Annotated in this window: 16 protein-coding genes and 1 pseudogene; 3 read left to right on the forward strand and 14 right to left on the reverse strand. The window is 71.9% G+C overall.

What is annotated here, in order from left to right:
* Positions 1–15: 15 nt before the first annotated feature.
* Positions 16–2,745: a formate dehydrogenase subunit alpha gene (gene fdhF / locus GKC29_RS15650; RefSeq protein ID WP_155331533.1), complete on the reverse strand. Its 2,730-nt coding sequence runs from the start codon at positions 2,743–2,745 to the stop codon at positions 16–18.
* On the reverse strand, positions 2,746–4,500 hold the full coding sequence (locus GKC29_RS15655) for an NAD(P)H-dependent oxidoreductase subunit E (RefSeq protein ID WP_230688630.1): 1,755 nt from the start codon (positions 4,498–4,500) through the stop codon (positions 2,746–2,748).
* Positions 4,501–4,705: 205 nt separating this feature from the next.
* Here GKC29_RS15655 and GKC29_RS15660 point away from each other — a divergent pair, with 205 nt between their 5' ends.
* Complete coding sequence (locus GKC29_RS15660) at positions 4,706–7,045, forward strand: heavy metal translocating P-type ATPase (RefSeq protein ID WP_155331534.1); 2,340 nt, start codon at positions 4,706–4,708, stop codon at positions 7,043–7,045.
* Here the strand turns inward: GKC29_RS15660 and GKC29_RS15665 are convergent.
* From GKC29_RS15665 to GKC29_RS15695, 7 genes are all read right to left on the reverse strand, one after another.
* Entirely contained in the window at positions 7,006–10,017 is a 3,012-nt protein-coding gene (locus GKC29_RS15665; RefSeq protein WP_155331535.1) for a tetratricopeptide repeat protein, read from the reverse strand. The genes GKC29_RS15660 and GKC29_RS15665 overlap by 40 nt on opposite strands.
* Positions 10,014–10,505 carry a hypothetical protein gene (locus GKC29_RS15670; RefSeq protein ID WP_155331536.1) on the reverse strand — a complete coding sequence of 164 codons (492 nt, stop codon included), beginning with the start codon at positions 10,503–10,505 and terminating at the stop codon, positions 10,014–10,016. Before GKC29_RS15670 ends, GKC29_RS15665 begins: the two co-directional genes overlap by 4 nt.
* 214 nt (positions 10,506–10,719) lie before the next feature.
* On the reverse strand, positions 10,720–12,186 hold the full coding sequence (locus GKC29_RS15675; protein WP_230688631.1) for an acetyl-CoA carboxylase carboxyltransferase subunit alpha/beta: 1,467 nt from the start codon (positions 12,184–12,186) through the stop codon (positions 10,720–10,722).
* A complete protein-coding gene (locus tag GKC29_RS15680; protein WP_155331538.1) occupies positions 12,183–12,335 on the reverse strand; it encodes a hypothetical protein in 153 nt (50 codons plus the stop codon). Before GKC29_RS15680 ends, GKC29_RS15675 begins: the two co-directional genes overlap by 4 nt.
* A gap of 146 nt (positions 12,336–12,481) precedes the next feature.
* A complete protein-coding gene (locus GKC29_RS15685; protein WP_155331539.1) occupies positions 12,482–14,764 on the reverse strand; it encodes a glycosyl hydrolase family 18 protein in 2,283 nt (760 codons plus the stop codon).
* A gap of 241 nt (positions 14,765–15,005) precedes the next feature.
* Positions 15,006–16,031, reverse strand: coding sequence for an LLM class F420-dependent oxidoreductase (locus GKC29_RS15690; RefSeq protein ID WP_155331540.1), 1,026 nt, complete (start codon positions 16,029–16,031; stop codon positions 15,006–15,008).
* Between the two features lie 16 nt (positions 16,032–16,047).
* Positions 16,048–16,464: a nuclear transport factor 2 family protein gene (locus GKC29_RS15695; protein ID WP_155331541.1), complete on the reverse strand. Its 417-nt coding sequence runs from the start codon at positions 16,462–16,464 to the stop codon at positions 16,048–16,050.
* A gap of 79 nt (positions 16,465–16,543) precedes the next feature.
* Here GKC29_RS15695 and GKC29_RS15700 point away from each other — a divergent pair.
* Positions 16,544–17,089: pseudogene (locus GKC29_RS15700) on the forward strand (PadR family transcriptional regulator); the annotation flags it as partial.
* A 129-nt stretch (positions 17,090–17,218) separates the two neighbouring features.
* On the opposite strand, the gene GKC29_RS15705 reads toward GKC29_RS15700, so the two are convergent.
* The 3 genes from GKC29_RS15705 to GKC29_RS15715 form a co-directional block, all read right to left on the reverse strand.
* Positions 17,219–18,448: a serine protease gene (locus GKC29_RS15705; protein WP_155331543.1), complete on the reverse strand. Its 1,230-nt coding sequence runs from the start codon at positions 18,446–18,448 to the stop codon at positions 17,219–17,221.
* Positions 18,449–18,543: 95 nt separating this feature from the next.
* Positions 18,544–19,410 (reverse strand): GNAT family N-acetyltransferase, encoded by an 867-nt coding sequence (locus GKC29_RS15710; RefSeq protein ID WP_155331544.1) that lies wholly within the window; start codon positions 19,408–19,410, stop codon positions 18,544–18,546.
* 41 nt (positions 19,411–19,451) lie between these two features.
* Complete coding sequence (locus GKC29_RS15715) at positions 19,452–20,525, reverse strand: DMT family transporter (protein WP_155331545.1); 1,074 nt, start codon at positions 20,523–20,525, stop codon at positions 19,452–19,454.
* A 72-nt stretch (positions 20,526–20,597) separates the two neighbouring features.
* Between GKC29_RS15715 and GKC29_RS15720 the strand changes: the two genes are divergently transcribed.
* Positions 20,598–21,539 carry a LysR family transcriptional regulator gene (locus GKC29_RS15720; protein WP_155331546.1) on the forward strand — a complete coding sequence of 314 codons (942 nt, stop codon included), beginning with the start codon at positions 20,598–20,600 and terminating at the stop codon, positions 21,537–21,539.
* 51 nt (positions 21,540–21,590) lie between these two features.
* Here the strand turns inward: GKC29_RS15720 and GKC29_RS15725 are convergent, their stop codons facing one another.
* Both GKC29_RS15725 and GKC29_RS15730 read right to left on the reverse strand, forming a co-directional pair.
* Entirely contained in the window at positions 21,591–22,586 is a 996-nt protein-coding gene (locus tag GKC29_RS15725) for a ribonucleotide-diphosphate reductase subunit beta (RefSeq protein ID WP_155334163.1), read from the reverse strand.
* Positions 22,587–22,621: 35 nt separating this feature from the next.
* Positions 22,622–25,015 (reverse strand): ribonucleoside-diphosphate reductase subunit alpha, encoded by a 2,394-nt coding sequence (locus GKC29_RS15730; RefSeq protein WP_155331547.1) that lies wholly within the window; start codon positions 25,013–25,015, stop codon positions 22,622–22,624.
* Positions 25,016–25,073: the final 58 nt, after the last annotated feature.

Genomic DNA, 25,073 nt, shown 5'->3' on the forward strand with positions numbered 1-25,073 from the left:
CGGCCTCGTCCGGGATCAGCCGGGGCGGCCGGGCACGACCGCGAGGCTCTCGACTCGGCGTCCGGCTCTGACCGGGCTCAGGGAGACGGCGGTCACCTTGTACTCGGGGCAGCCGGTCTCCGCGTCGGTGGCGTCGGAGGTCAGGGCGTTGGTACGGATGTCGGGGAAGGTGAAGGTGGTGAACATCTGCCCGGGGGCGACGGTGTCGGTCAGGTGGACGGGGTAGGTGACGGTTGCCCGGCGGCTGGTCACGTCGACGAGGTCGCCGTCGGCCAGGTCGAGCCGCGCGGCGTCGTCCGGGTGCAGGTCGAGCACTTCGCGGGGGCGGAGCTGGCGGTTGGGGGTTCGGCGGCTCATCGATCCGCTGTTGTAGTGCTCCAGTCGGCGGCCGGTGATCAGAACGTACGGGAAGGTGGCGTCGGGTTGCTCGCCGGGCGGCAGGTGCGGCCGGGCCGCGAGTGCGGCCCGGCCGTCGGGGGTGGCGAACGAGTCGAGGTAGAGGCGACCTTCGCCGGGTTCGTCCGGGCTGCGGCAGGGCCAGTGCAGCGGCCCGTCGCGGTCGAGCCGGGTGTGCGAGATGCCGGAGAAGGTGGGGGTCAGTGCGGCGCATTCGGCCATCGCGTCGGCGGGAGTGGGGCAACCGAGGTCGGCACCCATGGCGGCGGCGAGCAGGTGCAGGATGTCGAAGTCGCTGCGGGCCTGTCCGGGCGGGTCCAGCGCCGGGCGGACCCGCTGGACGCGGCGGTCGAAGTTGACGAAGGTGCCGTCCTTCTCGAGGAAGGGCACGGCGGGGAACACCACGTCGGCGTGTTCGGCGGTGGTGGACAGGAACACGTCGTGGTTGATGACGAGGTCGCAGGCGGCCAGTGCCCGGCGCACGTTGCCGCTGTCCGGGTCGGTCTGGGCGATGTCCTCGCCGATGACGTACATCGCGCGCACGTGGCCGGCGATCGCGGAGGCGAACATGTCCAGGATGCGCAGGCCGGGCCGTGCGGGTACCTCCGCGTGCCAGGCTCGGTCGAACCGGGCGCGGACGCCGGAGTCGGTGAGGCGTTGGTAGCCGGGCAGCATGTCCGGCAGGGCACCCATGTCCGAGGCGCCTTGCACGTTGTTCTGTCCTCGCATGGACAGCACGCCGCAGCAGCCGGGGGTTCCGACCGCGCCTTTGAGGATGGCGAGGTTCGCCAGGGTGCGTACACCGTCGGTGCCGTGGGCGTGTTCGGTGATGCCGAGGCCGTAGAGGATCGCCGGGCGGCGCGCGGCCCCGTAGAGGCGGGCCGCCTCGATCAGCGTCCCGGGCGCGACGCCGGCGAGCCGTGCCGCGTGGTCGGGCGGATAGTCGGCCAGCAGCGCGGTGAGTTCGGCGAGCCCGCTGGCCCGGGTGCGGAGGAATTCCCGGTCGGCGTATCCCTCGTCGAGCAGCACTCGGGCGATGCCGTTGAAGACGGCGACATTGGATCCCGGTCCGGCCTGGACGTGCACGTCGGCCATCTCGGCGAGGTCGATGCGGCGGGGATCGATGACGACGAGCCGGGCACCGCGCAGCACCAGCTGTTTGAGCCGGGCGCCGATGACCGGGTGGGCCTCGGTCGGGTTCGCGCCGGCGATCAGGATGCAGTCGGTGTGGTCGAGGTCGTCGACGGAGTTGGTGCCCCCGGCGTGGCCGAACGACGCGGTGAGCCCGACCGCGGACGGGGCGTGGCACAGCCGGGAGCAGTTGTCGATGTTGTTGGTGCCGAGCACGACGCGGGCGAACTTCTGGGCGAGGTAGTTCTCCTCGTTGGTCGCCCGTGCGGAGGAGATCATGCCGATGGCGTCGGGCCCGTGGCGGTCGCGGATGGCGGCCAGCCGGGTCGCCGCGACGGTGAGAGCCTCCCGCCAGGACGCGGGCCGCAACGGCGAGTCACGACCGCCGTCGCGGACCAGTGGGGTGGTCAGCCGCTCCCGGGACCGGATGAAGGCGTGGGCGAAGCGGCCCTTGACGCAGGCGTGGCCACGGTTGACCGGGGCGTCGTGCACGGGGGTGATCGCCGCGACGGCATCGTCGCGTACGTGCACCCGCAGGGTGCAGCCCACGCCGCAGTACCCGCAGGTGGTGGTGGTCGTCCGGCTGATCGGACGCGGGTCGGACAGCCCCGGCTCGGACAGCGCCCCGCTCGGGCAGGTGTCGACGCAGCCACCGCAGGCCACGCAGGGGGACGAGACCCACGGCCCGCCGGTGCCGGCGACGACGACGGTGTCGAACCCACGACCGGCCAGGGAGAGCGCGAACGTGCCCTGCACCTCGGCGCACATGCGTACGCACCGGTTGCAGGCGATGCACAGGTCCCGGTCGAGTTTGACGTACGGGTGGGAATGGTCGACGCCCGCGTTGCGGGTCGCACCGTCGAAGCGGCTTGCGGTCAGGCCGAAATGGTGGCAGGCGCGCACCAGTTCGCTGCGCTCGGCAGGGATGTCCAGCGCCCGCGCGGGCAGCTGGGAGACGAGGAGTTCCAGGGCGAGCCGCGCCGGCCTGCGGGCGACTTCACCGCCGGTCTGTATCTCCATCCCGTCGGCGGCGGGGGTGGTGCAGGCCGGCACCGCCCGCCCCTGGACCGCGACCAGGCAGACCCGGCACGACCCCTGCGGGGTGAGCCGCTCGTCGTAGCAGAGGGTCGGCACCACGGCCCCGGCCGCCCGCACGGCGTCCAGCACGGTGGCCCCCGCGCCCACCTCGACGCCGATGGTGTCGACGGACAACCGCATCTATCCGCCCCCGCCGCCGGTGGGGGCCGCTCGGCGCAGCTCGTCGGAGTACACCCGCAGCAGGCTGCGCACCGCGCAGGCCACCCCACGCCCGAACGCGCACAGGCTCGCCACCGTCAGCACGTCGAGCAGTGGTTCGTGGTCGGCGAGCACCGCCCCGGCCTGCTCAGGTTCGCCGAGCCGCTCGACCAGTTCCATGCCCCGGCGGGTGCCCACCCGGCAGGGGGTGCAGGCGCCGCAGCTCTCCGCCGCCCCGAACGCCCACGCGTGCCGCAGGATCGCGGCGGCCGGTACGGTCGAGTCGACCGCGACGAGGCTGGCGTGGCCCATCGCGGCCCCGGCCGTCGCAAGCGGCTCGGTCAGCAGCGGCAGGTCGAGCTGGTCGGGGGTGAGGAAGCCGCCGAGCGGGCCGCCGACCTGCACCGCGCGTAGCTGGTACGGCTCGCGCAGGCCGCCGCCGAGATCGGTCACGAGGTGGCGCAGCGGCACGCCGAACTCCACCTCGTACACGCCCGGCCGGCGGAACCGTTGGCTCAGGCAGACCAGCTTGGTGCCGGGCTCGTCCGGGTGGCCCAGCCGGGCGTAGGCCGCCCCACCATGCCGGACGATCCACGGTACGGCCGCCAGGGTCTCCACGTTGTTCACCGCTGTCGGCCGTCCGAGGAAGCCGTGGCTGGTCGGGTACGGGGGGCGCGCCCGCACGGCCGCCCGCAGCCCGGCCAGGGCGTGCAGCAGCGCCGTCTCCTCCCCGGCCACGTACGAGCCGGCGCCCACCACGATCTCCACGTCGAAGTCGACGGGCGAGCCGTGCACCCGCTCGCCCAGGTGGCCGGCCTCCCGCGCCTGCGCCACCGCGGCACGCAGCCGATCGGCGGCCACCGGGTACTCCGAGCGGACGAGGATCAGCCCGTGCCGCGCGCCCACCGCGAAACCGGCCAGCGCCAGGCCCTCCAGGACGCGATGCGGATCCTGTTCCATCAGCAGCCGATCCCCGTACGAGCCGGGATCACCCTCGTCGCCGTTGCCCACCACGTACCGGGGCGCGGGCTCGCCGGCGGCCATCGACCACTTCTCCGCCACCGGGAAACCGGCCCCGCCCCGCCCACGCAAGCCCGAGGCGGCGACCTCGGCGGTCACCCGCTCCGGTGATCCGGTCGCCACCACGCTGGGCCACACCGTCCACGGCTGCTCGCCACCGAGCAACCCGGCCAGCACCACCGGCCGATCGACCGCGCTCGCGTACGGGATCTCCGCCGCCCGCATCTTCGCCGGCTCGACCCAACCGGGCCGCGTCCGCCGCTGTGCGGCCAAGGGGTCACCGAACAGCCCACCCAGAGTCTCCCCGCTGGCGGGTAGCTCCCCGTCGAGTGCGGCGGGCGAGTCGTAGCAGTACCCGAGACAGCGCACCCCTTGCAGCGATACCGACCCGTCCGCGGCACGCTCGCCCAGCCGCACGCCCAGCGCCCGCTCCAGCCGAGCGGTGTGCTCGCCCTGGCCGCTCACGAAGCAGGAGGTGCCCTCGCACACCCGCACGTGCCGCCCGCCACGGCGACCCTCCGCGAAGTCCGCGTAGTAGGTCGCCGAGCCGGTCACGGCCGCCACCGGCCAGCCGAACTCGCCTGCCGCCCGCGCCAGATCCTCGGCATCGACCCGCCCGTCCTCGGCCTGGGCGCGCCGAAGCCGATCCAACATCGCCGTACCCGGCCGGCGCAGCCGGTCCTGCAATTCGACGAAAGCCTCCCGTGGCTCGCCCACCGCACCACCCCCGCGCACCGTAGATCCAGAGAAGAAACGTACGTCTGCTCGCGGGTGGTTCGCGGTCGAACAGGCGGTTTGCCGGCGCGGCGATGACGAACCGGCCGTCGGGCAGGACCCGGCCCCCGCGCCCGGGCCCTTCGCCCTCGTTCGGATTGCCCCGGTTGCCCGGTCCGGCGACGCGCGCCGTTGAGACGATCCGCAGGTGGGAGCGGAATCGGGTGGATGCGTGCCGGAGCGGCCGGTGCGGCGGCACCGGGTGGATTGGCGCCAGTGGGCCCCGCTGACCCTGCTCACCCTGGCCGTGCTGGTCGGTGCCGGGTTGTGGTCCGCCGGGCTGCGGGGTGCGGCCGAGCTGATCTGGGCGGCGGTGACCCTGGTGGCGCTGCTGCCGGCCGTCTGGTCGACGCTGCGGCAGCTCTGGCATCGGCAGTTCGGAGTCGACGTGGTCGCCGTGCTGGCGCTGGTCGGCACCCTGCTGGTCCGCGAGTACCTGGCCGGCGCGGTGATCGCGGTGATGGTCGCGACCGGGCAGGCGCTGGAGGACTACGCCCAGCGCCGGGCCACCCGCGACCTGCGGGCGCTGCTGGAACGCGCGCCGCGGCAGGCCCGGCGGCGTACCCCGGACGGCGGGATCGAGGTGGTGCCGCTGGACCGGGTGGCGGTGGGGGACCGGCTGGTGGTCGGCCCCGGCGACGCGGTACCGGTGGACGGGACCGTGGAGGAGCCCGCCACGCTGGACGAGTCGGTGGTCACCGGCGAGTCGCAGCTGGTCACTCGCACCACCGGCGAGCAGGTGGCCAGCGGCGTGGTCAACGCCGGCGCCGGGTTCGGGCTGCGGGCGACGAAGAACGCGGCGGAGAGCACGTACGCCGGGATCGTCCGGCTGGCCGAGGAGGCCACCGCACGGAAGGCCCCGATGGTCCGGCTCGCCGACCGGTACGCCGCCGCGTTCGTGCCGTTCACCCTGCTGCTGGCCGGCGCCGCCTGGCTGCTGACCGGCCAGTTCCTCCGGGCGGTGGCGGTGCTGGTGGTGGCCACCCCCTGCCCGCTGCTGCTGGCCACGCCGATCGCGATCGTCTCCGGGCTGTCCCGGGCGGCCCGGCGCGGCGTGCTGGTCCGCGACGGCGGTTCGCTGGAGCTGCTCGGCCGCGCCCGGACCCTGCTGATGGACAAGACCGGCACGCTCACCGCCGGCCACCCCCGGGCCGCCGAGACGGTCGTCGCGCCCGGCGGCGACCGGGACGAACTGCTTCGCCTGGCCGCCTCCGTCGAGCAGCTCTCCCCGCACGTGCTGGCCGCGGCTCTGGTCCGGCAGGCCCGGGACCGGGGGCTGCCGCTGGCCGAACCGACCGACGTCACCGAGGAACCGGGGCGCGGGGTGACCGGCCGGGTGGAGGGGCGGATGATCCGGGTCGGCCAGCTCGTCGGCGATCCGCCCGAGTGGGCGCACCAGGTACGCGAGCGCGCCGAACTGGCCGGCCACTCCACCGTCTGGGTCAGCGACGACCGGGCCCCACTCGGGGCGATCCTGCTGGAGGACCCGGTACGCCCCGACGCCCGGCGGACCGTGCGGCGGCTGCGGGAGGCGGGGCTCCGCCGGCTGATCATGGTCACCGGTGACCGGCCGCGTACCGCCCGGCAGGTGGCGCAGACCGTCGGCGTCGACGATGTGATCGCCCAGTGCTCGCCGCAGGAGAAGGTGGCCCGGGTCCGGGCGGAGTCCCGGCAGGCGGTCACCGTGATGGTCGGCGACGGCGTCAACGACGCGCCGGCCCTGGCCGAGGCGCACGTCGGCGTGGCGATGGGCGCCACCGGAGCGACCGCCTCCGCCGACGTGGCCGACGCGGTGCTCACCGTCGACCGGCTGGACCGGCTCGCCGACGCCGTCGAGATCGCCCGGTACGCGCGCCGCATCGCGGTGCAGAGCGCCACCGTCGGCATGGGCCTGGCCGTCGTCGCGATGGCGTTCGCCGCCGCTGGCAGGCTGCCTCCGGTCGCCGGCGCGTTCCTCCAGGAGGGCATCGACGTGCTGGTCATCCTCAACGCGCTGCGCGCCCTCGGCGGCGGCGTGCGCCGCCGGGACGTCCCGCCGCGGACCCGGGAACTGCTCGACCGGTACGCCGGCGAGCACGTCGCGGTGCGGGGCGTGCTGGACCGGCTGCGCGACACCGCCGACCTGGTGGCGACCCGCCCCGACGCGCCGGAGTGCGTGCCGGCGCTGCGCGAGGTGCACCGCCGGCTGGTCGACGAGGTCCTGCCACACGAGGCGGCCGAGGAGCGGCAGCTCTATCCGGCCCTCGCTGGCCCGCTCGGCAGCGACGAGGCGACCTCGACGATGAGCCGGACACATGTGGAGATCAGCCGGCTGGTGGACCGGATCGGCGGCCACCTGGCGCAACAACCGGACGGTCGACTGCGCCGCGACGCGGTGCCCGACCTGCTGGCCACCCTGTACGGGCTGGACGCCGTGCTCCGCCTGCACCTGACGCAGGAAGAGGAGGACTACTTCTCCCTCGACCCACCGGACAGCCCGGCACGGTGACCGGCGTCGCCATTCCGCTCAGGCGGACCATCGGCTGCCGAGGATCGCGCTCGCCCGCCGGAGTTGGTGCGGGGTACGGTGGCTGCCGCGGTGGCGAGCGCGTGACGTAGTTGCGCCGCTTCCGCCTTACGACCGAGTTTGTCGAGCACATCGGCCTGGGTGCGGTGTGCCGACCACAGTTCCGGACCGAAGGTGTCCGGCTCCTGTTCGGCAAGGGGCCGGTACAGCGCGATGGCCTCGCGGACCGCCGAGAGTGCCTGGCGCAGCTCGCGTCCCACCCGGGCACGTACCCATGCGAATCCGTACAGTGCGTAGGGCAGGCCGGGCAGGTGGGCGGTCGGATGGCGTTCGGCGATACGCCGGTAGAGCGCTACTGCTTCTCGACTGCTCTCCAGGGCTTCTCGCCGCCGGCTGACCCCCGCCAGTTCGGCGCCGGCGCGGGTCAGCGCCATGGCCAGGCCGGGCTGGTAGGCGGTCGGGTTGACCTCGGCGAGCCGTCGGTGGATGGTGACGGCCTCCTGGTGCGCGGCCAGGGCCTCCTGTCGCCGGCCCAGCTTCGACAGGAGCCGGCCGGGGCGGTCGAGCGACGCTCCGAGCGCGGGCAGGTACACGGCGGTGTCGGCCTCGGCGACCCGCCGGTACAGGTCGGCGGCGACCGCCGCGGCGGCGAGCGCCTCCTCGTCGCGGCCCAGCGCCGACAGGTGGAGGCTGAGGTTGTACGACGTCATCGCGAGTCCGGGCCGGTGCACGGCCGGGTTGATGTCGACCAGCCGCCGGTACTTGTCGGCGGCTTCTTCGGCAACGGCCAGCGCCTCCTCGTGGCGGCCCAGGTTCCTCAGGTCCAGACCGAGGGTGTTCAGCATCGTCGCGAGGCCGGGCAGGCGCGCCGGACTGTCCTGCGCCAGCCGCCGCTGAATGGCGACGGCTTCCTGCCCGGCGGCCAGTGCCTCTTCCCGCCGCCCCAGCTTCGCCAGGTGGACGGCGAGGTTGTGCAGCGACCCGGCGAGCAGTTTCGGGTCGGTGGACGGGTCGCTCTCGATCAGACCCCGCACCAGGTGGACCGCTTCCTGGGCCGCCGTCAGGGCCTCCTCAAGGCGCCCCAGGTCGCCGAGGAGCATGTTGAGGTTGTGCAGGCACGCCGCGAGCAGGGGCCGGAACACGGCCGGCTCGAGGTCGGCCAGGTGTCGGAACAGGTCGACCGCTTCCCGGCCGGGAGCGAGCGCTTCGTGATGGCGGCTGCGTTCGGCCAGACGCTGGGAGAGGCTGTCCAGCGCTGCCGCGAGTTGCGGCAGGTGGGCGCGGTCGGCCTCGGCGAGCCGCCGGTACGCCTCGGCGGCATCCTGGGCGGGCACCAGCGCCTCGTCGTAGTGGCCGGCGTGGACGAGTCGCCTGCTGAGCCTGTCCTGCAGGTCGGCGAGGTCGGCGAGGTCGGTGGTGGCGGTGTCGGTGCGGCGGAGGAGCGCACGGGTGATCGCCGCGGCACCCGGCTCGAGGTCGAACTGCCGGTCGCGGGGTAGAAGTCGTTCGATGGCCTTGAGTGTGTCGAGTGGTAGATGGGTGAGGTCGCTGAGGGCGATCAGGGCGGCGCTGCCGGCGTCGATGGCGAGTTTCGGGTCCGTGCGCAGCAGCGGGTGGACGGTGGCCGTGCCGAGGTGGGGCCAGCGTTGCGTTGCCGAGGCGAGGAAGGTGATCGCGCGGGGCGCCCACGCCGGGGCTGCTCCGTCGGCGTCGCGGGTGAGCAGGGCGATCGCGGTGGGGGCCGCCCAGGGGAAGCTGCGGTGGTGGGCGGAGTGGCCGGCGACGGTGAGGGCGAGATAGTCCTCGGCGAGCCGGTCCGGGTACAGCGGCTCCAGCACCCGGGTCGGGTCGGCCGGTGGATAGCAGTTGCCGTGGTCGGCGAGGATGCGCTGTGGGTGGGTTTCCAGGTCGAGACCGGTGAGAATGGCCTTGCCGGTGGGATGGTCGACGGACCCGGTCAGCGCCGCGGTGAACACTGCCTGTGCCATGACGCCCGGCGGGCTCTCGTACTCCAGGTTGGTGGGGTGGCCGTCGTGGTTGCGGTGCTGGTAGAGACGTTCCCAGTGCTGGTGTTCGCGTTCCAGCAGGTAGCAGGTCAGTCCGGCCGCGTCGTCGGGTGGGCGTCGACCGTGGACGTGGGCGTCGACCGCGACGAGGGCGGCCATGTGGACGGCCAGGGTCAGGCCCAGGTCCGGATGGTCGAGCCGAACCGGCGGTTCGATGCCGCTGGTGTCGGTGGCAGGGTAGTGGGCGGCGAACCCGTCACGGGCGGCGGTGAACATGCGGGCCCGGTCGCCGGCGGGAGCGAGCAGCGGGCCGAGACACTGGTGCGAGACGCCGGCTTGCAGATCGGTGAGGGTCTTGACGAGGGCGGGTGGGCAGGTCGGGATCCGGGCGAGCAGCAGGATGCGGGTGGCCATCCCGGGCTGGCCGAGCAGGGCGTTGCTGAGCAGCCAGTTCAGGTGGCTGGGCGGCCACCGGTCGGCGTAGTCGACGACGAGCAGCAGCCCGGCGGAGCCGTCCAGGCGTAGATCCTGGCTGCCGGGCTGGGGGATGGCAGCGCCCGGGCCGTGGGTGGTCGTGACGGTCTTCCAGCCGGCGGCGCGCGCTTCGGCGGCGAACTGGTCGGCCAGCCGGGTCTTGCCCTGCCCACCCGGGGCGTGCAGCCATCGGGCGGCCAGCCGCCGCCCGACATCGGTACGCCAGGCGTGCAGCTGGGCGAGTTCGGTCCGGCGGCCGGTGAAGTCGACGACGGCGTAGCGGGCGTCGAGCATGCGGCTGGGCACGTCGAGCAGCCACACCGAGTCGGGCGGCCGGGCGGAGCGGTGGTCTTCCAGCACGTACAGGGGAGTGCCGTCGCCGAGGACGTGGATGTCGGCGCCGATCACGCCGTAGGCGAACCCGGCGGTGGCGGTGACATGCTGGACGTAGCGCGAGCCGACGGTGCTGCTCACCTGCCCGCCGGGTCGGTACTCGCGGGCGTCGGCGCCGCCTCGCCGTAGTGGTTGACGATGTTTCCGCCGCCCTGGACGCCCTGGGCGATCGCGCCGGGCGCGGACGCGTGAACCCGCTGCACCCAGGTCTGCTGGGGTGCGGACAGCTCGGCCAGGACGGCGGCGGTCACCGTGCGTAGCTCGGCGGCCACGGCGCTGTCGGCGCCGACCTCATCGGCGTGCTCGGCGAGCAGATCGGCCAGCCGAGTCCGCCAGGCCGGCAGCAGCTGCCGGCGGAGTTGGTCGCGATCGGCCGGGTCGGTCTGCGCCAGCATCTCGGCATCGGTGTCGAGCTGCGCCGCGACGAGCGCGGCCCGGCGCGGCCCGCTCCGCCGGAACAGCGCGACGACGCCGTCGCGGGCTGTCTGCCAGGCGTCGCTGGCGGCCGCGCCGACCAGCGCCCCCGCGCCGGTCGCCGCCAGCGACCCGATCCACGCCGCTTCCTCCACTGCCACTCTCCTTCTGACCTCCGTCGGTGTTCACCTGGCCAGGAGCCACCCGGGCCCGTGCGCCTGGTCCGGGACGCGGGCACAGCCACCGGCGTCCTGTTCCGCAAGCCTCGACCGATCCAGGTGACGAGGTCAATCCGCTATACGACAACCCACCAGGTCGAGCCGGGGGCAGGCGACCTGGCGATCGCGACCATTCGGCGGGAGTTCGCGGTCAGAGTCGACGGTAGCGGGCCCGGCGGGCCTGGAGGCGGTCCGCCGGGTCGACGTCGAGCAGGGTGGCCAGCTCGTGCGCCAGTACCGCCCCCAGCCGGTCGAGGAACGCCGCGGGCTCGTCGGCGGCGTCGGGTCGCTCGGCCACGATCCGGTCCACGATGCCCCTCGCCCGCAGGTCCTGCGCACGGATGCCCTGCGCGGCGGAGATCTCCGGCGCCCGTTCGACGGTGCGATGGAGGATCGCCGACGCGCCCTCCGGCGGCAGCGGCGAGAGCCAGCCGTGCGCCGCGGCGATGACACGGTCGGCCGGCAGGAGGGCCAAGGCGGCGCCGCCGCTGCCCTGACCCAACAACACGCACAGGGTCGGCACCGGCAGGGTGACGAGATCGGCAAGGCAGTGGGCGATCTCTCCGGCCAGGCCACCCTCCTCGGCCTGTGGTGACAGGGCGGCGCCCGGCGTGTCGACAACGGTGACGACGGGCAGGCCCAACTCCGCGGCGAGCTTGAACCCCCGCCGGACGGCCCGAAGGCCAGCGGGGTCGGGCGGGCTGTCGCGCCGGTCGTGTCCGACAACCACGGCGGGGGCCTCCCCGAAGCGGGCCAGCACCACGATCACACCGGCTCCGGTTTCGCCGCTCTGCGTACCGTGCAACGGCACGACATCCCGGCCGGCGTGTCTCAGCAGTCGGCGGATTCCGGGACGGTCTGCTCGCCGGGATCGTCGGACGGCGTCCCAGGCGGTGCGTTCGTCGGGCGGGTCTTCCGCCGGGACGGGCGGACGGGGGAGGCGGCGCGGCGCGCTGAGAGTGGCCAGCGCTCGCGCGGCCAGCGGCGCCACCTGCTCCGGCGCGACGACCGCGTCGATCAGACCGTGTCGGTGGAGGTTCTCGGCGACCTGCACGCCGGCCGGGAACGGCGAGCCGGTCAGCGCCTCGTGCACCTTCGGCCCGAGGAAGCCGATCAGCGCGCCCGGCTCGGCGACTGTCAGGTGCCCGAGGGACCCCCACGACGCGTACACGCCGCCGGTTGTCGGGTGCCGCAGGTAGACCAGGTATGGCAGCCCCGCGGCCTTGTGCGCGGTGATCGCCTGGCTGATCTTCACCATCTGCACGAACGCGATCGAGCCTTCCTGCATCCGGGTGCCGCCGCTCGCGGGCGCGGCCAGCAACGGGATCCGCTCGGCGGTCGCCCGCTCGACGGCCCGGGTGAGCCGCTCGGCCGCCGCGACGCCGATCGAGCCGCCGAGAAATGCGAACTCGCCGGCGATGACGGCGACCCGCCGCCCGCCCAGCCGGCCCGCGCCGGTGATGACCGCCTCGTCGACTCCGGTGGCCCGGCGCGCGGCCGCCAGCGCCTCCGCGTAGTCGGCGTCGAGCGGGGTTGGGTCGGCAACGGGTTCGTCCCACGACTCCCAGGTTCCCGGCTCGATGACCAGATCGATCAGACCCCGTGCCGATCTCCTCACGCCGGGTCGACCTCCGCGTACGGGCAGCCGCCCGAGGGCCGGGCACGGCCCGGACCCCGGTCGAAGATGGCGTCGTCACCGGTGCGGCCGGTCCGCGGCGCCGCCCGGTGGGCGTCGGACGCCGCCTCGTCAACCTGGTCGCCAACCATGACGACACCGTAGTCGTCGCGGACCCGGCGACGCTCACCTTGTCCCACGCCACGTCCCGGACCACCCAGGGCGGTGAGCGGATCGCCGCAGCGGACGTGGGTGGCGGAGCGGGGTCGGCCGAACTCCGCCACCCGGGCGAACGTGCTCAGTTCAGTCCGCCGTCGACGGCGTTCATCAGTGTCCCGGTGTCGCCGGACATCTCCCAGATCATCACGCCGAGCAGACCCTTGGACTTCAACCAAGCGGTCTTGCGCTGCAGAGACCAGGGGTCGTCGAACGTCCACCACTGGCCACCGGGCCCGGTGTAGCAGTACGTCGAGATCGACTGCTCGTCGTGGTGGACGGTGCAGCCCGGCACGCTGGCGATCAGGTTGCTGTAGCCCCGCGTACCGGCCTCCTCCGCGAACTGGCCGGGCGCCGCGCCGGTGGCGGCCTGCCACTCGCCGTGCACCCCGCCGTCGGTCACGCCCTGCCAGCCGCGGCCGTGGAACGGCAGCCCGATGGTGAGCTTGCGCGGGTTCACGCCGGCATCCAGGTAGGCCTGGATGGCGTCGGCATAGCTGAAGTGGACGGTGTACGGGTCCTGCGCGTCGGTGTAGAGGTTGGAGGCGTGGCCCGTCCGGTTCGGCTCCCATGAGTTGTCGCTGCCCGCGCCGTGGAAGTCGTATCCCTGCACGTTGGCGAAGTCCATGTAGTCGAACACGCTCGGGGTGCCGTCGGAGGTGCTGATGTCCCAGCCGGCAGCGATCTTCGCGGGGTCGGCCGGCGTGAACGCGGTCAACAGGTACCGCTTGCCGGTGGTCGCGCCCAGCTCATCGAGTTGCCGGCGGAACTCGGCGAACAGCAGCAGGTTGTTCGCCTTGTCCTGCGGGCCCCAGTGGTTGCCCGGGTGTCCTTCGGCACCGGGCCATTCCCAGTCCAGGTCGATGCCGTCGAAGATGCCGGCGGCCACGCCCGCGCCGCCGGCGCCGTTGTACGCCGGCAGGTCGCCCTTGATGTACATGTCGATGCAGGACTTGACGAACTTCTTCCGCGCCGCGTCGGTGGCCGCCGCGTCGGAGAAGAACTTCGAGTACGTCCAGCCGCCGAGCGAGATCAACACCTTGAGGTGCGGGTGCTTGGCCTTGAGTTTCTTGAGCTGGTTGAAGTTTCCCCGCAGTGGCTCCCAGCCGGTGTCGGCGACCCCGTCGACGGACTGCGCCGCGCTCATCGGTCGGGTGTAGTCGGCGTCGGCGTCACCGGCGCCGGTGCCCTGGTCGGGGTCCTGCGGGTCGGGGGTGGTGCCCTTGGTGACGCCGTTGAGGCAGGTCAGGTTCACCGGGTCGAGGTTGGTGAAGGCGTAGTTGATGTGGGTCAGCTTCGCCGCCGCGCCGGTGGTGTCCAGGTTCTTGACGAAGTACTGCCGGCCGTAGATGCCCCACTGGACGAAGTATCCGACCCGGGCATGGCCGCCACCGCCGACCACGTCATCGGTCGTCGCGGTGACCGCGTTGCTGGCCGCCGAGGCGTTGTCGTACCGGTCGCGGGCCTTCACCGTGAACGTGTACGCCGTCGACGGCGCAAGCCCGGTCACCGTCGCGGTGGTGCCGGTGACGGACAGGGCCAGGGTGCCGCCCCGATAGACGTCGTAGCCGGCGATCCCGCTGGCGTCGGTCGAGGCGTTCCAGGCCAACGACACGCTGCTGGACGTCCTGCCCGTCGAGCGCAGGTTGCCCGGTGGACTTGGCGCCGTGTTGTCGTCGGACGGGTTGAGCGTGGTCACCGTGACCGGTGTGCTCGCCGCGGACCGGTTCCCGCGGGTGTCCTTCGACGTCACGGTGAACGTGTACGCCGTGTCGGGGGACAACCCGGTGACCACAGCCGACGTGCCGGTGACGCTGGTGGCGAGGGTGCCGCCGCGGTAGACGTCGTAGCCGGCCACCGGGAAGTCCCCGCCGGCTGCCGCGTCCCAGGCCAGCGACACGGTCCTGGTGGTGCGGCCGGTCGAGCGCAGGCCGGTCGGGGGCGACGGTGGCCGGTCGGCGCTGCCGTCGCACTTGCTGCCGTTGATCCGGCAGTTGGTCGGGGTGCCCGGTCCCGAGGCGATGAACCAGAAGCTGTACGGCTCGGTGCTGCCACCGGGCTGGACCGATCCGTTGTAGTACTCGTTGACGACGGTCACGTGACTGCCGGACACGGTGGCCTTGCCGTTGTAGGAGCCGCCCATGGTGACGCCGGACGGTAGGTCGAACTCCAGCGTCCAGCCGGTGATGGCGGCGCTGGTCGGGTTCGCGACGACGTACCTGGACTGCCACCAGGAGCCGTGGTCGGCGCTGGAGAAGGTGGCGGTCAGGCCGGCGGCGGCTGCCGCTGGCGTGGCTGTGATGACGGCGGTGGGCAAGAGCAGCAGAGCGAGGGCCGCGACGGTGGCGCGGCGCGGTAGATGCATGGCGCGCTCCTTCTGACCTGGCGGGACCGGCGCCCGCAGCGATGGACGTCGCTCTCAGTAAAGTTTGTTAACAGTCCACCGTCAATAGCCATCCATCGATGGATGTCGGAGTCGAGGTGACGCCGTCAGGCTGGAGCGGGCCGGCCAGCAGGTGGCGGCGAGAGGTGCCACCGGTCGGCCCGCACCGATGGCACTGCCGCTACGGCCGGTCGAGGAACCGGCCGTAGCGGCAGTGGGCTCCTCAGTCGACCAACTCGGCGAACTGGCGCAGCTGTCGTGGGCCGCCCTGGACCAGCAGGGTGGTGATCACCGTCTCGCGCCACCGCTGCAGCTCGTCCTTGATCTTCGCGGTCGGCCCGATCAGCGCGATGTCCTCCACCAGCGCGGTCGGTACGGCGGCGATCGCCTCCTGCTTGTTGCCAGCCAGGTACGCCTCGGTGATGACGTCGCACTCCCGCTCGTATCCGAGGCGGGCGATGACGTCCCGGTGGAAGTTGGCCGACTTGGCACCCATGCCACCGACGTACAGTGCGACGAACGGCCGGATGCGATCGGCCGCCCGCTCCACGTCGTCGTCGACGACGATCGGCACGGTCGCGGCGATCTCGAACGTGTCCGGGCCGCGCCGGGCGCCCGGTCGGGCGAAGCCCTCGGCCAGCGCGGAGCGGTAGAAGCCGTCCGCCTTGGGGGAGAAGAACAACGGCAGCCAGCCGTCGGCGATCTCGGCGGCCAGCGCCACGTTCTTCGGCCCTTCGGCGGCGAGGAAGATCGGGATGTCGGCGCGCAGCGGGTGGACGGTGGACTTCAGCGGCTTGCCCAGGCCGGTGCCGCCACGGTGCGGCAGCTGGTAGAACTCGCCGTCGTACTCGACCGGGCCGGTGCGGGCGAGGACGGCGCGGACGATCTCGATGTACTCCCGGGTGCGGGCCAGCGGCCGGGGGTACGGCTGGCCGTACCAGCCCTCCACGACCTGGGGGCCGGAGGCGCCGAGCCCGAGGATGAACCGGCCGCCGGACAGGTGGTCGAGGGTGAGCGCCGCCATCGCGGCCGCCGTCGGCGTGCGGGCCGACATCTGCATGATGTTGGTGCCCAGCCGCACGCGGGAGGTGCTGGCGCCCCACCAGGCGAGCGGGGTCAGGCAGTCCGATCCGTACGCCTCGGCGGCCCAGACCGAGTCGAAGCCGAGGCGGTCGGCCTCCGCGATGGCCTCCGTGACGCCGGCCGGGGGGCCGGAGGACCAGTAGCCGGTGGTGTACCCGAGTTTCATCGCGCGACCTTCCGTGTCACGGGGCGATGCCGTCGGCGGCGAGACCGGCGACGACCGCCTCGCTCAACGTGGTGACGGCGGACAGCGGGCGGACCATGACCGTGAACTCCTCGATCAGACCGTCGTCGCCGAGCTGGAGCAGGTCGAGGCCGTGGATCTGCTTGCCGCGCACGGTCGCGCGGAAGATGAGGATGTGCGACTCGACCGGTCGGCCCGCCGTGCCGATCTCGGCCTCGCCGGCCAGTTGCCCGACGTACCGGAAATCCTCGAACGTGCGTAGGAGCACGCCGAGGAGCCCGTGGACGGCCGGCGCCCCCTCGAACGGGGTGAACTTCACCGGACTGAAGAAGCGGACGTCCGGGCTGAACAGCCCCTCGAACGCGGCCGGGTCCCCGGCCTCGACTGCGGCACGGAACCGCTCGACGGTCGTCACGGCGCGACCTCCCCTATAGTCAACGATAGGAGTAGTCATATCACTGACTAGGCGACGAGGGAAGTGGGAGGTGTGGCCGATGGCGTTGCGTCACGCCGTGCTGGCGGCACTGCTCGACGGCGAGTACAGCGGGTACCAACTGGCCAAAGCCTTCGACGTGTCGCTGTCGAACTTCTGGTACGCGGTGCCCCAGCAGCTCTACGCCGAGCTGGCCAAGCTGGAGCGCGAGGGGCTGATCGTCGGCCGGCAGGTCATCCAGCGGGACCGGCCCAACAAGCGACTGTTCACGGTCACCGAGGCCGGCCTCGCGGAGCTGGCCGCCTTCGCCGCTACGCCGTCGAAGCCGTCGTCCATCCGGGAGGATCTGCTCGTCATGGTCCAGGCCGTCGACCGGCTGGACCCGGCCACGGTCATCGCCCAGCTCGAGGAGCGCGCGGCCATGGCGGCGGCGAAGGTCGACCTCTTCGATCGGATGCTACGGCGGCTGCGTGGCCAGCGGGACGAGGAGACGTTCCTGCGCGAGGGCGACCGCATCGGGCCGTACCTGACGTGTCTGCGCGGCCGTCGGTTCGAGCAGGAGAACCGCGAGTGGTGCGAGCAGGTCGCGGCGCTGCTGCGCGCCCGCCCGACAGCCACCGACCCCGGCCCGTCCACCGTGCCTGACCACGAGGCGGCGCCGACCGCGCCCGCCGCGCCCCACCGGGACCCGAAGGGGCCGTTGGGGCGCCGGTAGCGCCGCAACGGCCCACCGCCGTCAGCCGTTGTCGATCAGGCCGGCGATCTCGTTGTAGATCACGTGTGCCTTGGCGCCCTGGTTCGACGGGCAGCCGCCGAGGTGGTGCAGGGCGATCACCCGGTGGCTGGCGTTCAGCACCGGCGAGCCCGAGTTGCCGCCAGAGGTGTCACAGCTGTAGCTGATGTTCCAGGTGTTGTAGTTCGCGTTCCGCACGGTGCACCTCGTGCCACCCTGGGCGTTCTCGTAGATCGACAGCCGCTTCGGGCTGCCGTCGCCGTGTCCGGGGATGTACATCTGCGCGCCGGTGCTGGTGGCGGTGGTCGCCAGGTACAGCGTGCCGAAGCCCTGGATGCTGGTGAAGTTGTTCACCGAGTACAGGGTGTAGTCGAGTTGGCTGGAGCCGCCGCTGCTCACCCGGTAGAGGGTGGCGCCGCTCACCTTGGTGCCGGGGCCAGGGTTGGCGCCGCCGCAGGTGGCGCACTGGTAGTTGAACTGCATCTCGCTGCCGCTGACAGTCGACTGCGTCGACATGCAGTGCTTGTTGGTCAGCATGCGGTTGGTGTTGCCGACCCGCCAGGTGGTGCACAACCCACCGCCGCTGATCAGCAGCCGCGCCACCGCGTTGCTGCGGGCGTACTCGCTGGGGTGGCTGTTCTGGTAGCAGACCACGTCGCGGCGGGCGTCGGTGCTGCAGACGGAGAGCGTGGAGAGGTTGTACTGCGTGATCTCCGTCCGGTCGTAGCCGCGCCAGAACCGGTCGATGGTCGCGGCCCTGCCGTGCGCGGGGCGGCTGCTGTGCAGCGTCACCACGGCGGTGTCGCCCTCCACCGACATCGCCCAGAAGCCCGGCTGTCCGTCGGTGGTGTAGTCCGAGCTGGTCGCCCGGTTCAGGTAGCGGTCGTACCGGTAGCTCTCCCGGCCGTCGGGGCTCGACACGGTGACGTAGTCGCCGTGAGCCAGTCGCAGTGAGCTGAAGTGCACCTTGACGTACGCCGCGCCGGGGTGCCGGATGATCTGTCGCCGGCCGGCGCGGGCGTAGGACAGCGAGCCGTCCACGGTGCGAAGTTCACCGACCGTGGTCACACCCTCCGCCGAGAACTGATCCGATTCCGGTGCCCGCTCGGAATGCGGTGCGAGCGGTTGAGCCGAGTACGCCTCGGCGGCGGGCACCGACACCAGGCTCAGCCCGAGCGTGCACGCACTGAACGTGACCGCCGCCGTCCGTAGGCGACGCAGGACCTGTCTCATTGTCGCTCCTCCCAGGAACCAGCACTAGAACGATAGATGTAAGTCTATCGATATAATGACGGTCTGCGGCACCCCGGAACGGTCAGGACGGTTTCCTAGGCGCTCCGGTGCAGGTCCCGCACCTCAGGGAGCTGTTCGAAGCCGGCCGACCGGTAGGTGGCAACGGCGCCGACGTTGGAGCTCTCGGCGCACACGATCGCGCTCGACGAGCCCAGTGCCCGGAGGGCGGCCGCCGCGGCGACGGCGACCGCCTTGCCGTAGCCGTGTCCGCGATGGTCGCGGTGCACGCCCACCGGTTCCAGCAACCCGGGCTTCCCCGGACCGGCGGACCACACCGTCGCGGCCGCCACCGCGGTGCCCTGGTCGTCGTACGCGACCAGGCACCGGGCGTCGGCGTACGGTGATCCGGCGGCCATCGCGTGCCAGCGCTCGTCGGTGAAGGTCGACCTGTCGAACGACGCCCGCTGGACGGCGGACCGCACGTGCGCCCGCGCCGGGCCGATCAGCTCGATCCGCACGCCGCAGCCCTCCACCGGCTCCGCGAGGTCGCGCCGCAGCGGTGTCCACGGCTCGTCGGCGTCCCACCCGTCATCGAACAGCAGCCCGTGGAGCAATGCGCCACATCGTGCTTCGATGTAGACGTTCCCCTGCGGCAGGACGCCGCGCTCCGGCCGGGTCACGTCGGTGACCATCTGTCGGGCAAGCTCCTCGTCGTCCTGAACGTCCGGTGCGATCGCCAGTCGTAACAGGCCGGGACTGTCCAACAGCCCGACGGCGAGAATCTGTCCGTCACGGCTCCAGGTCCGGACCGCCGCGGCCGTCGCCTCAGCGCCGAACCGCCAGTGCCAGCCCAGGTCCCCTGGGTGCAGCTGCATCGGCGCCCCGTCGTACTGCCACTCCCGCAGCACGCGCACGGCCTCGCTCAACCCATCGACTGCTGGCTCGCTCAACACGATCGACACAGTCTGATCAGACACCGTGGTGGCGCCATGCCGAAAGCGAATTAGCAACAGGCACGCGGGCGCTGCGATGAGCCGCACCGGGCGGCCGGCTCAGCCGATGGCGCCACCGCCTGCGGTTCGCCGGATTTGCTCTGCGCGGCCGCCGGCGCCCCGTGGCAGGCGCGGTCGGGTTGGTCGGGCGCCGGGCGTGAGGCCTGATCCTGCTTCCGGCCCCTCGCTGGGCGGACCTGGAGAACAGCGACGGACGACAGCACCAGGGCACCGCCGGCGAGCTGAACTGGGGTCAGGGATTCGCCGAGGGTGAGCGCCGCCAGTGCGGTGGTGACCACGGGTTCGAAGGTGGACAGGATGGCGGCGGTCGACGGACCGGTCCGCTTCAGGCCGGCGAAGAAGGTGAGCATCGCCAACACGGTGGAGACGCCGGCGATACAGGCCAGCCAGAACCATCCCGGCAACCCGAAGCCGAGGTCGACCCCGCCGGTGAACCCGGCGCGGGCGCCGAGGGTGCCGGCAGCCCCGGCCATCACCAGCGCGGACAGCACCACGGGCGGCAGCCGGTGCACGACGGTGTCCGCGACGAGGATGTAGATGGTGTAGGTGATCGCCGAACCGAAGGCCAGCAGCGCGCCGAGCGGGTGGAAACTCACCCCGCCGGCGCCGAGCAGGACCAGCAACGCTCCGCCCGACGCGGCCACCAGCGCGGCGGAACGTCCGGGGGTCAGCCGGTCCCGGCCGAGCAGTACCGCGCCCACGGTGACCAGGACCGGGTAGGTGTAGAGGATCAGGGACAACAGCGAGGCATCCATCAGCTGCAAGGCCGAGAAGAACAGGCCCGCCTGGGTCGCGTACCCGATCGCGCCCAACCCGATGGCGGTAGCCAGCACCCGGCCGTGCCCTGCCGGTGCCCGACCGGCCGGTAGGCCACCGTGTGCACCCGGTTCCGCTCGTCGTAGCCCCGGCCGCAGGAGCAGGAGAACCCCCAGCAGCGCGGCCGCCAGGCTGAAGCGCACCAGCAGCAGAGCCCCCGGTGAGACGCCGGCGTCATAGGCGAACTTGCCGAAGATCGCCATAGCGCCGAAACAGGCCGCGGAGACAAGACACAGTGCGGGACCCATGCGTCGAGCATCAACCACCAAAACCGTCAGGTCTAGCGATGATTGATGGAGCGAACTCATTAGAATTCCTACATGGTCGCATTGGATCTTCGCCGCCTCCGCTTCCTTCGGGAATTCGAGGAGCGCGGCACCCTCGGAGCCGTCGCCGCCGCTCTGGGCTACAGCCCGTCGACGGTCTCCCAGCAACTGACCCTCCTGGAGAGGGAGACCGGTGCCCGGCTGTTCGAGAAGGCCGGGCGCGGCGTCCGGCTCACCGACGCCGGGCGACTGCTGGCCCAGCATGCGCGCGTGCTGCTGTCGGCGGCGGAGGCGGCGGAGGCGGACCTGGCGGCCCTGGGCGGCGACATCCGGGGCGCGGTGCGAGCTGGCGGCCTGCAATCGGCGGCTCGCCGTCTGCTGGTGCCCGCTGTGGCCCGCATGACGGCCGACCACCCGCAGGTGCGCGCGGAGATCTTCGAACTCGAACTCGAACAGGCGCTACCCGGCCTGCGGCTGGGCGCGGTCGACCTGGTGATCGGCGACGAGTACGACGGCCACCCCCGGCCCCGGCCGGCAGGGCTACGCTTCGCGCTCCTGCACGAGGAACCGCTGAAGGTCGTGTTACCGGCAGCGCATCCACTCGCCACAACGGGAGGACCCGTGTCGGTCGCGGCGCTGCGATCCGACGTCTGGGCCGCCTCCGCCGAGGGGACCGGCCACCACGCCATGGTGGTCGGGACCTGCCGGTCCCTCGGCGGGTACGAGCCCGACCTGCGACACCGCGCCAGCGACGCCGACGTGCAACTCGAACTCGTCCGCGTCGCAGCAGCCGTCGCGTTGATGCCGGCGTTGACCCTACCGACCGGCGATCCCGCTCTGGCGATCCGTGACGTTGCCGAAGCCACCCTCCGGCGCCGCCTGGTCGTCGTCACCCGAGACACCCCGCCGGCTCCCGCACTGACCGCTCTCCTGGCAGCGGTGACGGATCAGACGCGCAAGATCAACGGAGATCCGGATCAGCTACCGTCGAGGTGAGCACGGCCTCAGTCAGGTTCGCGGTGCAGCCGTTCACCCCCCGGCCGTTGCTCAGAAGTCGTCGTCGAAGGTGACGCTTCCGGTGACGCCCACCTGGTACGCCGACACGCGCCGCTCGAAGAAGTTCGACAGTTCCTGTACGTCCTGCAGTTCCATGAACGCGAAGGGGTTCGTCGAGCCGTAGAGCGGTGCAATGCCGAGCTGGGCGAGCCGGCGGTCGGCGACGTGCTGCAGGTACAGCCGCATGTCGCCCAGGGAGAGCCCGGAGACGCCCTGTTCGAGCAGGTCCTCGGCGAACTGGACCTCGCACTCGACCGCCTCGGCCAGCATCTCCCGGACCCGCTGGACCAACTCGTCGTCGAACAAGTCCGGCTCCTCACGCCGTACGGTGTCCACCACGTCGAAGGCGAACGCCATGTGCATCGACTCGTCGCGGAACACCCAGTTGGTGCCGGAGGCGAGGCCGTTGAGCAGGCCCCGGGAGCGCAGGTAGTAGACGTACGCGAAGGCGCCGTAGAAGAAGAGGCCCTCGATGCACGCGGCGAAGCAGATCAGGTTGAGCAGGAACGCCCTGCGGTCCTCGCGGCTCTTCAGCTCGCGGAGCTCGAAGACGGAGTCGATCCAGCGGAAGCAGAACTCGGCCTTGCGTCGGATGGACGGGATGTTCTCGATCGCGGCGAACGCCGCGAAGCGTTCCTTCTCGTCGGGGACGTACGTGTCGAGCAGGTTCAGGTAGAACTGGACGTGCACGGCTTCCTCGAACAGCTGCCGGGACAGGTAGAGCCGGCCCTCGGGGGAGTTGACGTGCTGGTAGAGGTTGAGCACGAGATTGTTGGCGACGATCGTGTCGCCGGTGGCGAAGAACGCGACCAGGCGGGACACCAGGTGCTGCTCGGCGGGGGAGAGCCGGGCCAGATCGGCGAGGTCGGAGTGCAGGTCGACCTCCTCGACGGTCCAGGTGTTCCTGATCGCGTCCTTGAACCGGTCGAAGAAGTGCGGGTAGCGCATCGGGCGCAGGGTCAGATCCATGCCGGGGTCGAGCAGCATGTGCCGGGTGTCGGTACGGGGTTCGGACGTCGTGGTCACTGGCAGGCCTCGCAGCTCTCGGGGTTCTCCAGGGAGCAGGCCAGCGCCTCGGCGTCGGCGGCGACGACCGGAGGCGCGACCGCCGTGGGCGCGACGGCGACGGTGGCCTGCTGGATCCGCGTCGCGGGACGCGAACGCAGGTAGTAGGTGGTCTTCAGCCCGGACTTCCAGGCGTACAGGTACATCGACGACAGCTTGCCGATGGTCGGCGCCCCCATGAACAGGTTCAGCGACTGCGACTGGTCGACGTACGGTGCGCGGGCGGCGGCGAGGTCGATGAGTGCCCGCTGGGGGAGTTCCCAGGCGGTGCGGAACAGTTTCCGCACGTCGGTGGGCAGATCGGTGATCCCCTGCACCGATCCCTCGGCGCGCTTGATCTGGTCGCGGATCTCCGGCGTCCACCGTCCCCGCGCCTTCAGCTCGCGGACCAGGTACGTGTTGACCTGGAGGAACTCACCGGACATGGTCTCGCGTTTGAACAGGTTGGACACCTGCGGCTCGATGCACTCGTAGCAGCCGGCGATCGAGGCGATCGTGGCGGTCGGCGCGATCGCGACCAGCAGCGAGTTGCGCAGGCCGTGCGCGGCGATCGCCGAACGCAGCGCCGCCCACCGCTCGGTCTGGGCGGGTTCGACACCCCACAGGTCAGGGTGCAGCTCACCGCGGGCGGCGCGGGTCTCGGCGTACGCGGGATGCGGGCCGAACCGCTCCGCCAGGCCGGCCGACGTCTCCAGGGCGGTCAGGAAGATCTCCTCCTGCACCCGGGTGGACAGCTCCTTCGCCTCGGCCGAGTCGAACGGCAGGCGCAGGGTGAACAACGCGTCCTGCAGGCCCATCAGGCCGAGCCCGACTGGCCGCCAGCGCGGGTTCGATGCCGCGGCCTGGTCGGCCGGGTAGTAGTTGATGTCGATCACCCGGTCGAGGAAGACCACCGCGGTGCGTACGGTCGAGCGCAGCTTCTCCCAGTCGACCCCGTCCCCGGTGACGTGCGCGCCGAGGTTGACCGAGCCGAGGTTGCACACCGCGGTCTCGGTGTCGCTGTTCACCTCGAGGATCTCGGTGCACAGGTTGGACAGGTGGATGGTGTTGCCCGGTACGCCGGTCTGGTTGGACAGCCGGTTCGACGGGTCCTTGAACGTCATCCACCCGTTGCCGGTCTGCGCCAGCGTCCGCATCATCCGCCCGTACAGGTCTCGGGCCTTGACCGTCCGGACCGCCTTCTTCTCGGCGATCCGGTAGGCGGCGTCGAACTCCTCGCCATACAGGTCGGGCAGCTCCGGCGCGTCGGAGGGGTCGATCAGCGACCAGTCGCCGTCCGCCTCCACCCGGCGCATAAACTCGTCCGGGATCCAGTTGGCGAGGTTCAGGTTGTGCGTACGCCGGGACTCCTCCCCGGTGTTGTCCCGCAGCTCCAGGAACTCCTCGATGTCCGGGTGCCACGGCTCCAGGTAGACGCAGGCCGCCCCCTTGCGACGGCCGCCCTGGTTGACCGCCGCGACGCCGGCGTCGAGGGTCTTGAGGAACGGCACGATGCCGTTCGACCTGCCGTTCGTGCCGCGGATCAGCGCGCCCCGGCCGCGTACCCGCGACCAGGCGATGCCGATGCCGCCGGAGAACTTCGACAGCTTCGCCACCTGGTGGTACCGCTCGTAGATCGAGTCCAGCTCGTCCCGTGGCGAGTCGACCAGGAAGCAGGACGACATCTGCGTGTGCCGGGTGCCCGAGTTGAACAACGTGGGTGAACTCGGCAGGTACGCCAGCGACGACATCAGCCGGTAGAAGCGGATCGCCTCGCCCGGCGTCCCGGACAGCCCGCAGGCCACCCGTAGCAGCCAGTACTGCGGCGTCTCCACCACCAGCCGCGACTCGGGGTGGCGCAACAGGTAGCGGTCGGCGACGGTGCGCAGCCCGAAATACTCGAACCGCAGGTCACCGACAGGGTCCACGGCGTCGTCGAGCTTGCGGGCGTTGCGGGCCACGAACGCGGCGGTGTCGTCACCGATCAGGCCCAGCCCGTGGGCGTACCGGATGGACTGGCTGAAGCTCGCCACACCCTGCCCGCGGACCTCCTTGTCCACGTACGCGGCCAGCAACCGCGCCGCCAGTTTCGAGTACTGCGGCTCCTCGCCGATCAGTTCCGCCGCCGTCTGGATCGACAACTTGTCCAGCTCCGCGGTCGTCGCCCCGTCGTAGAGACCACTGATCGTCTTCGTGGCGACCCGCATCGGGTCCACCTCGTCCAGGTCGGCCACCCACCGCTCGACCGCCTTGACGATCTTGTTGACGTCCACCGGCTCGGCGTCGCCGTTGCGTTTGCGGACCTGCATCACCTGCCGGCGCGGCTCCGGTGCGCCCGCGCCGGACGCGAGCCTCTCCTGTACGACCGTCATGACCTCTCCTCGCGCTGTCTCCGATGGCCCTCGGACGCGGGAGAACGCCAGCGGACCC

It is taken from the genome of Micromonospora sp. WMMC415, assembly GCF_009707425.1.
GTDB lineage: Bacteria > Actinomycetota > Actinomycetes > Mycobacteriales > Micromonosporaceae > Micromonospora.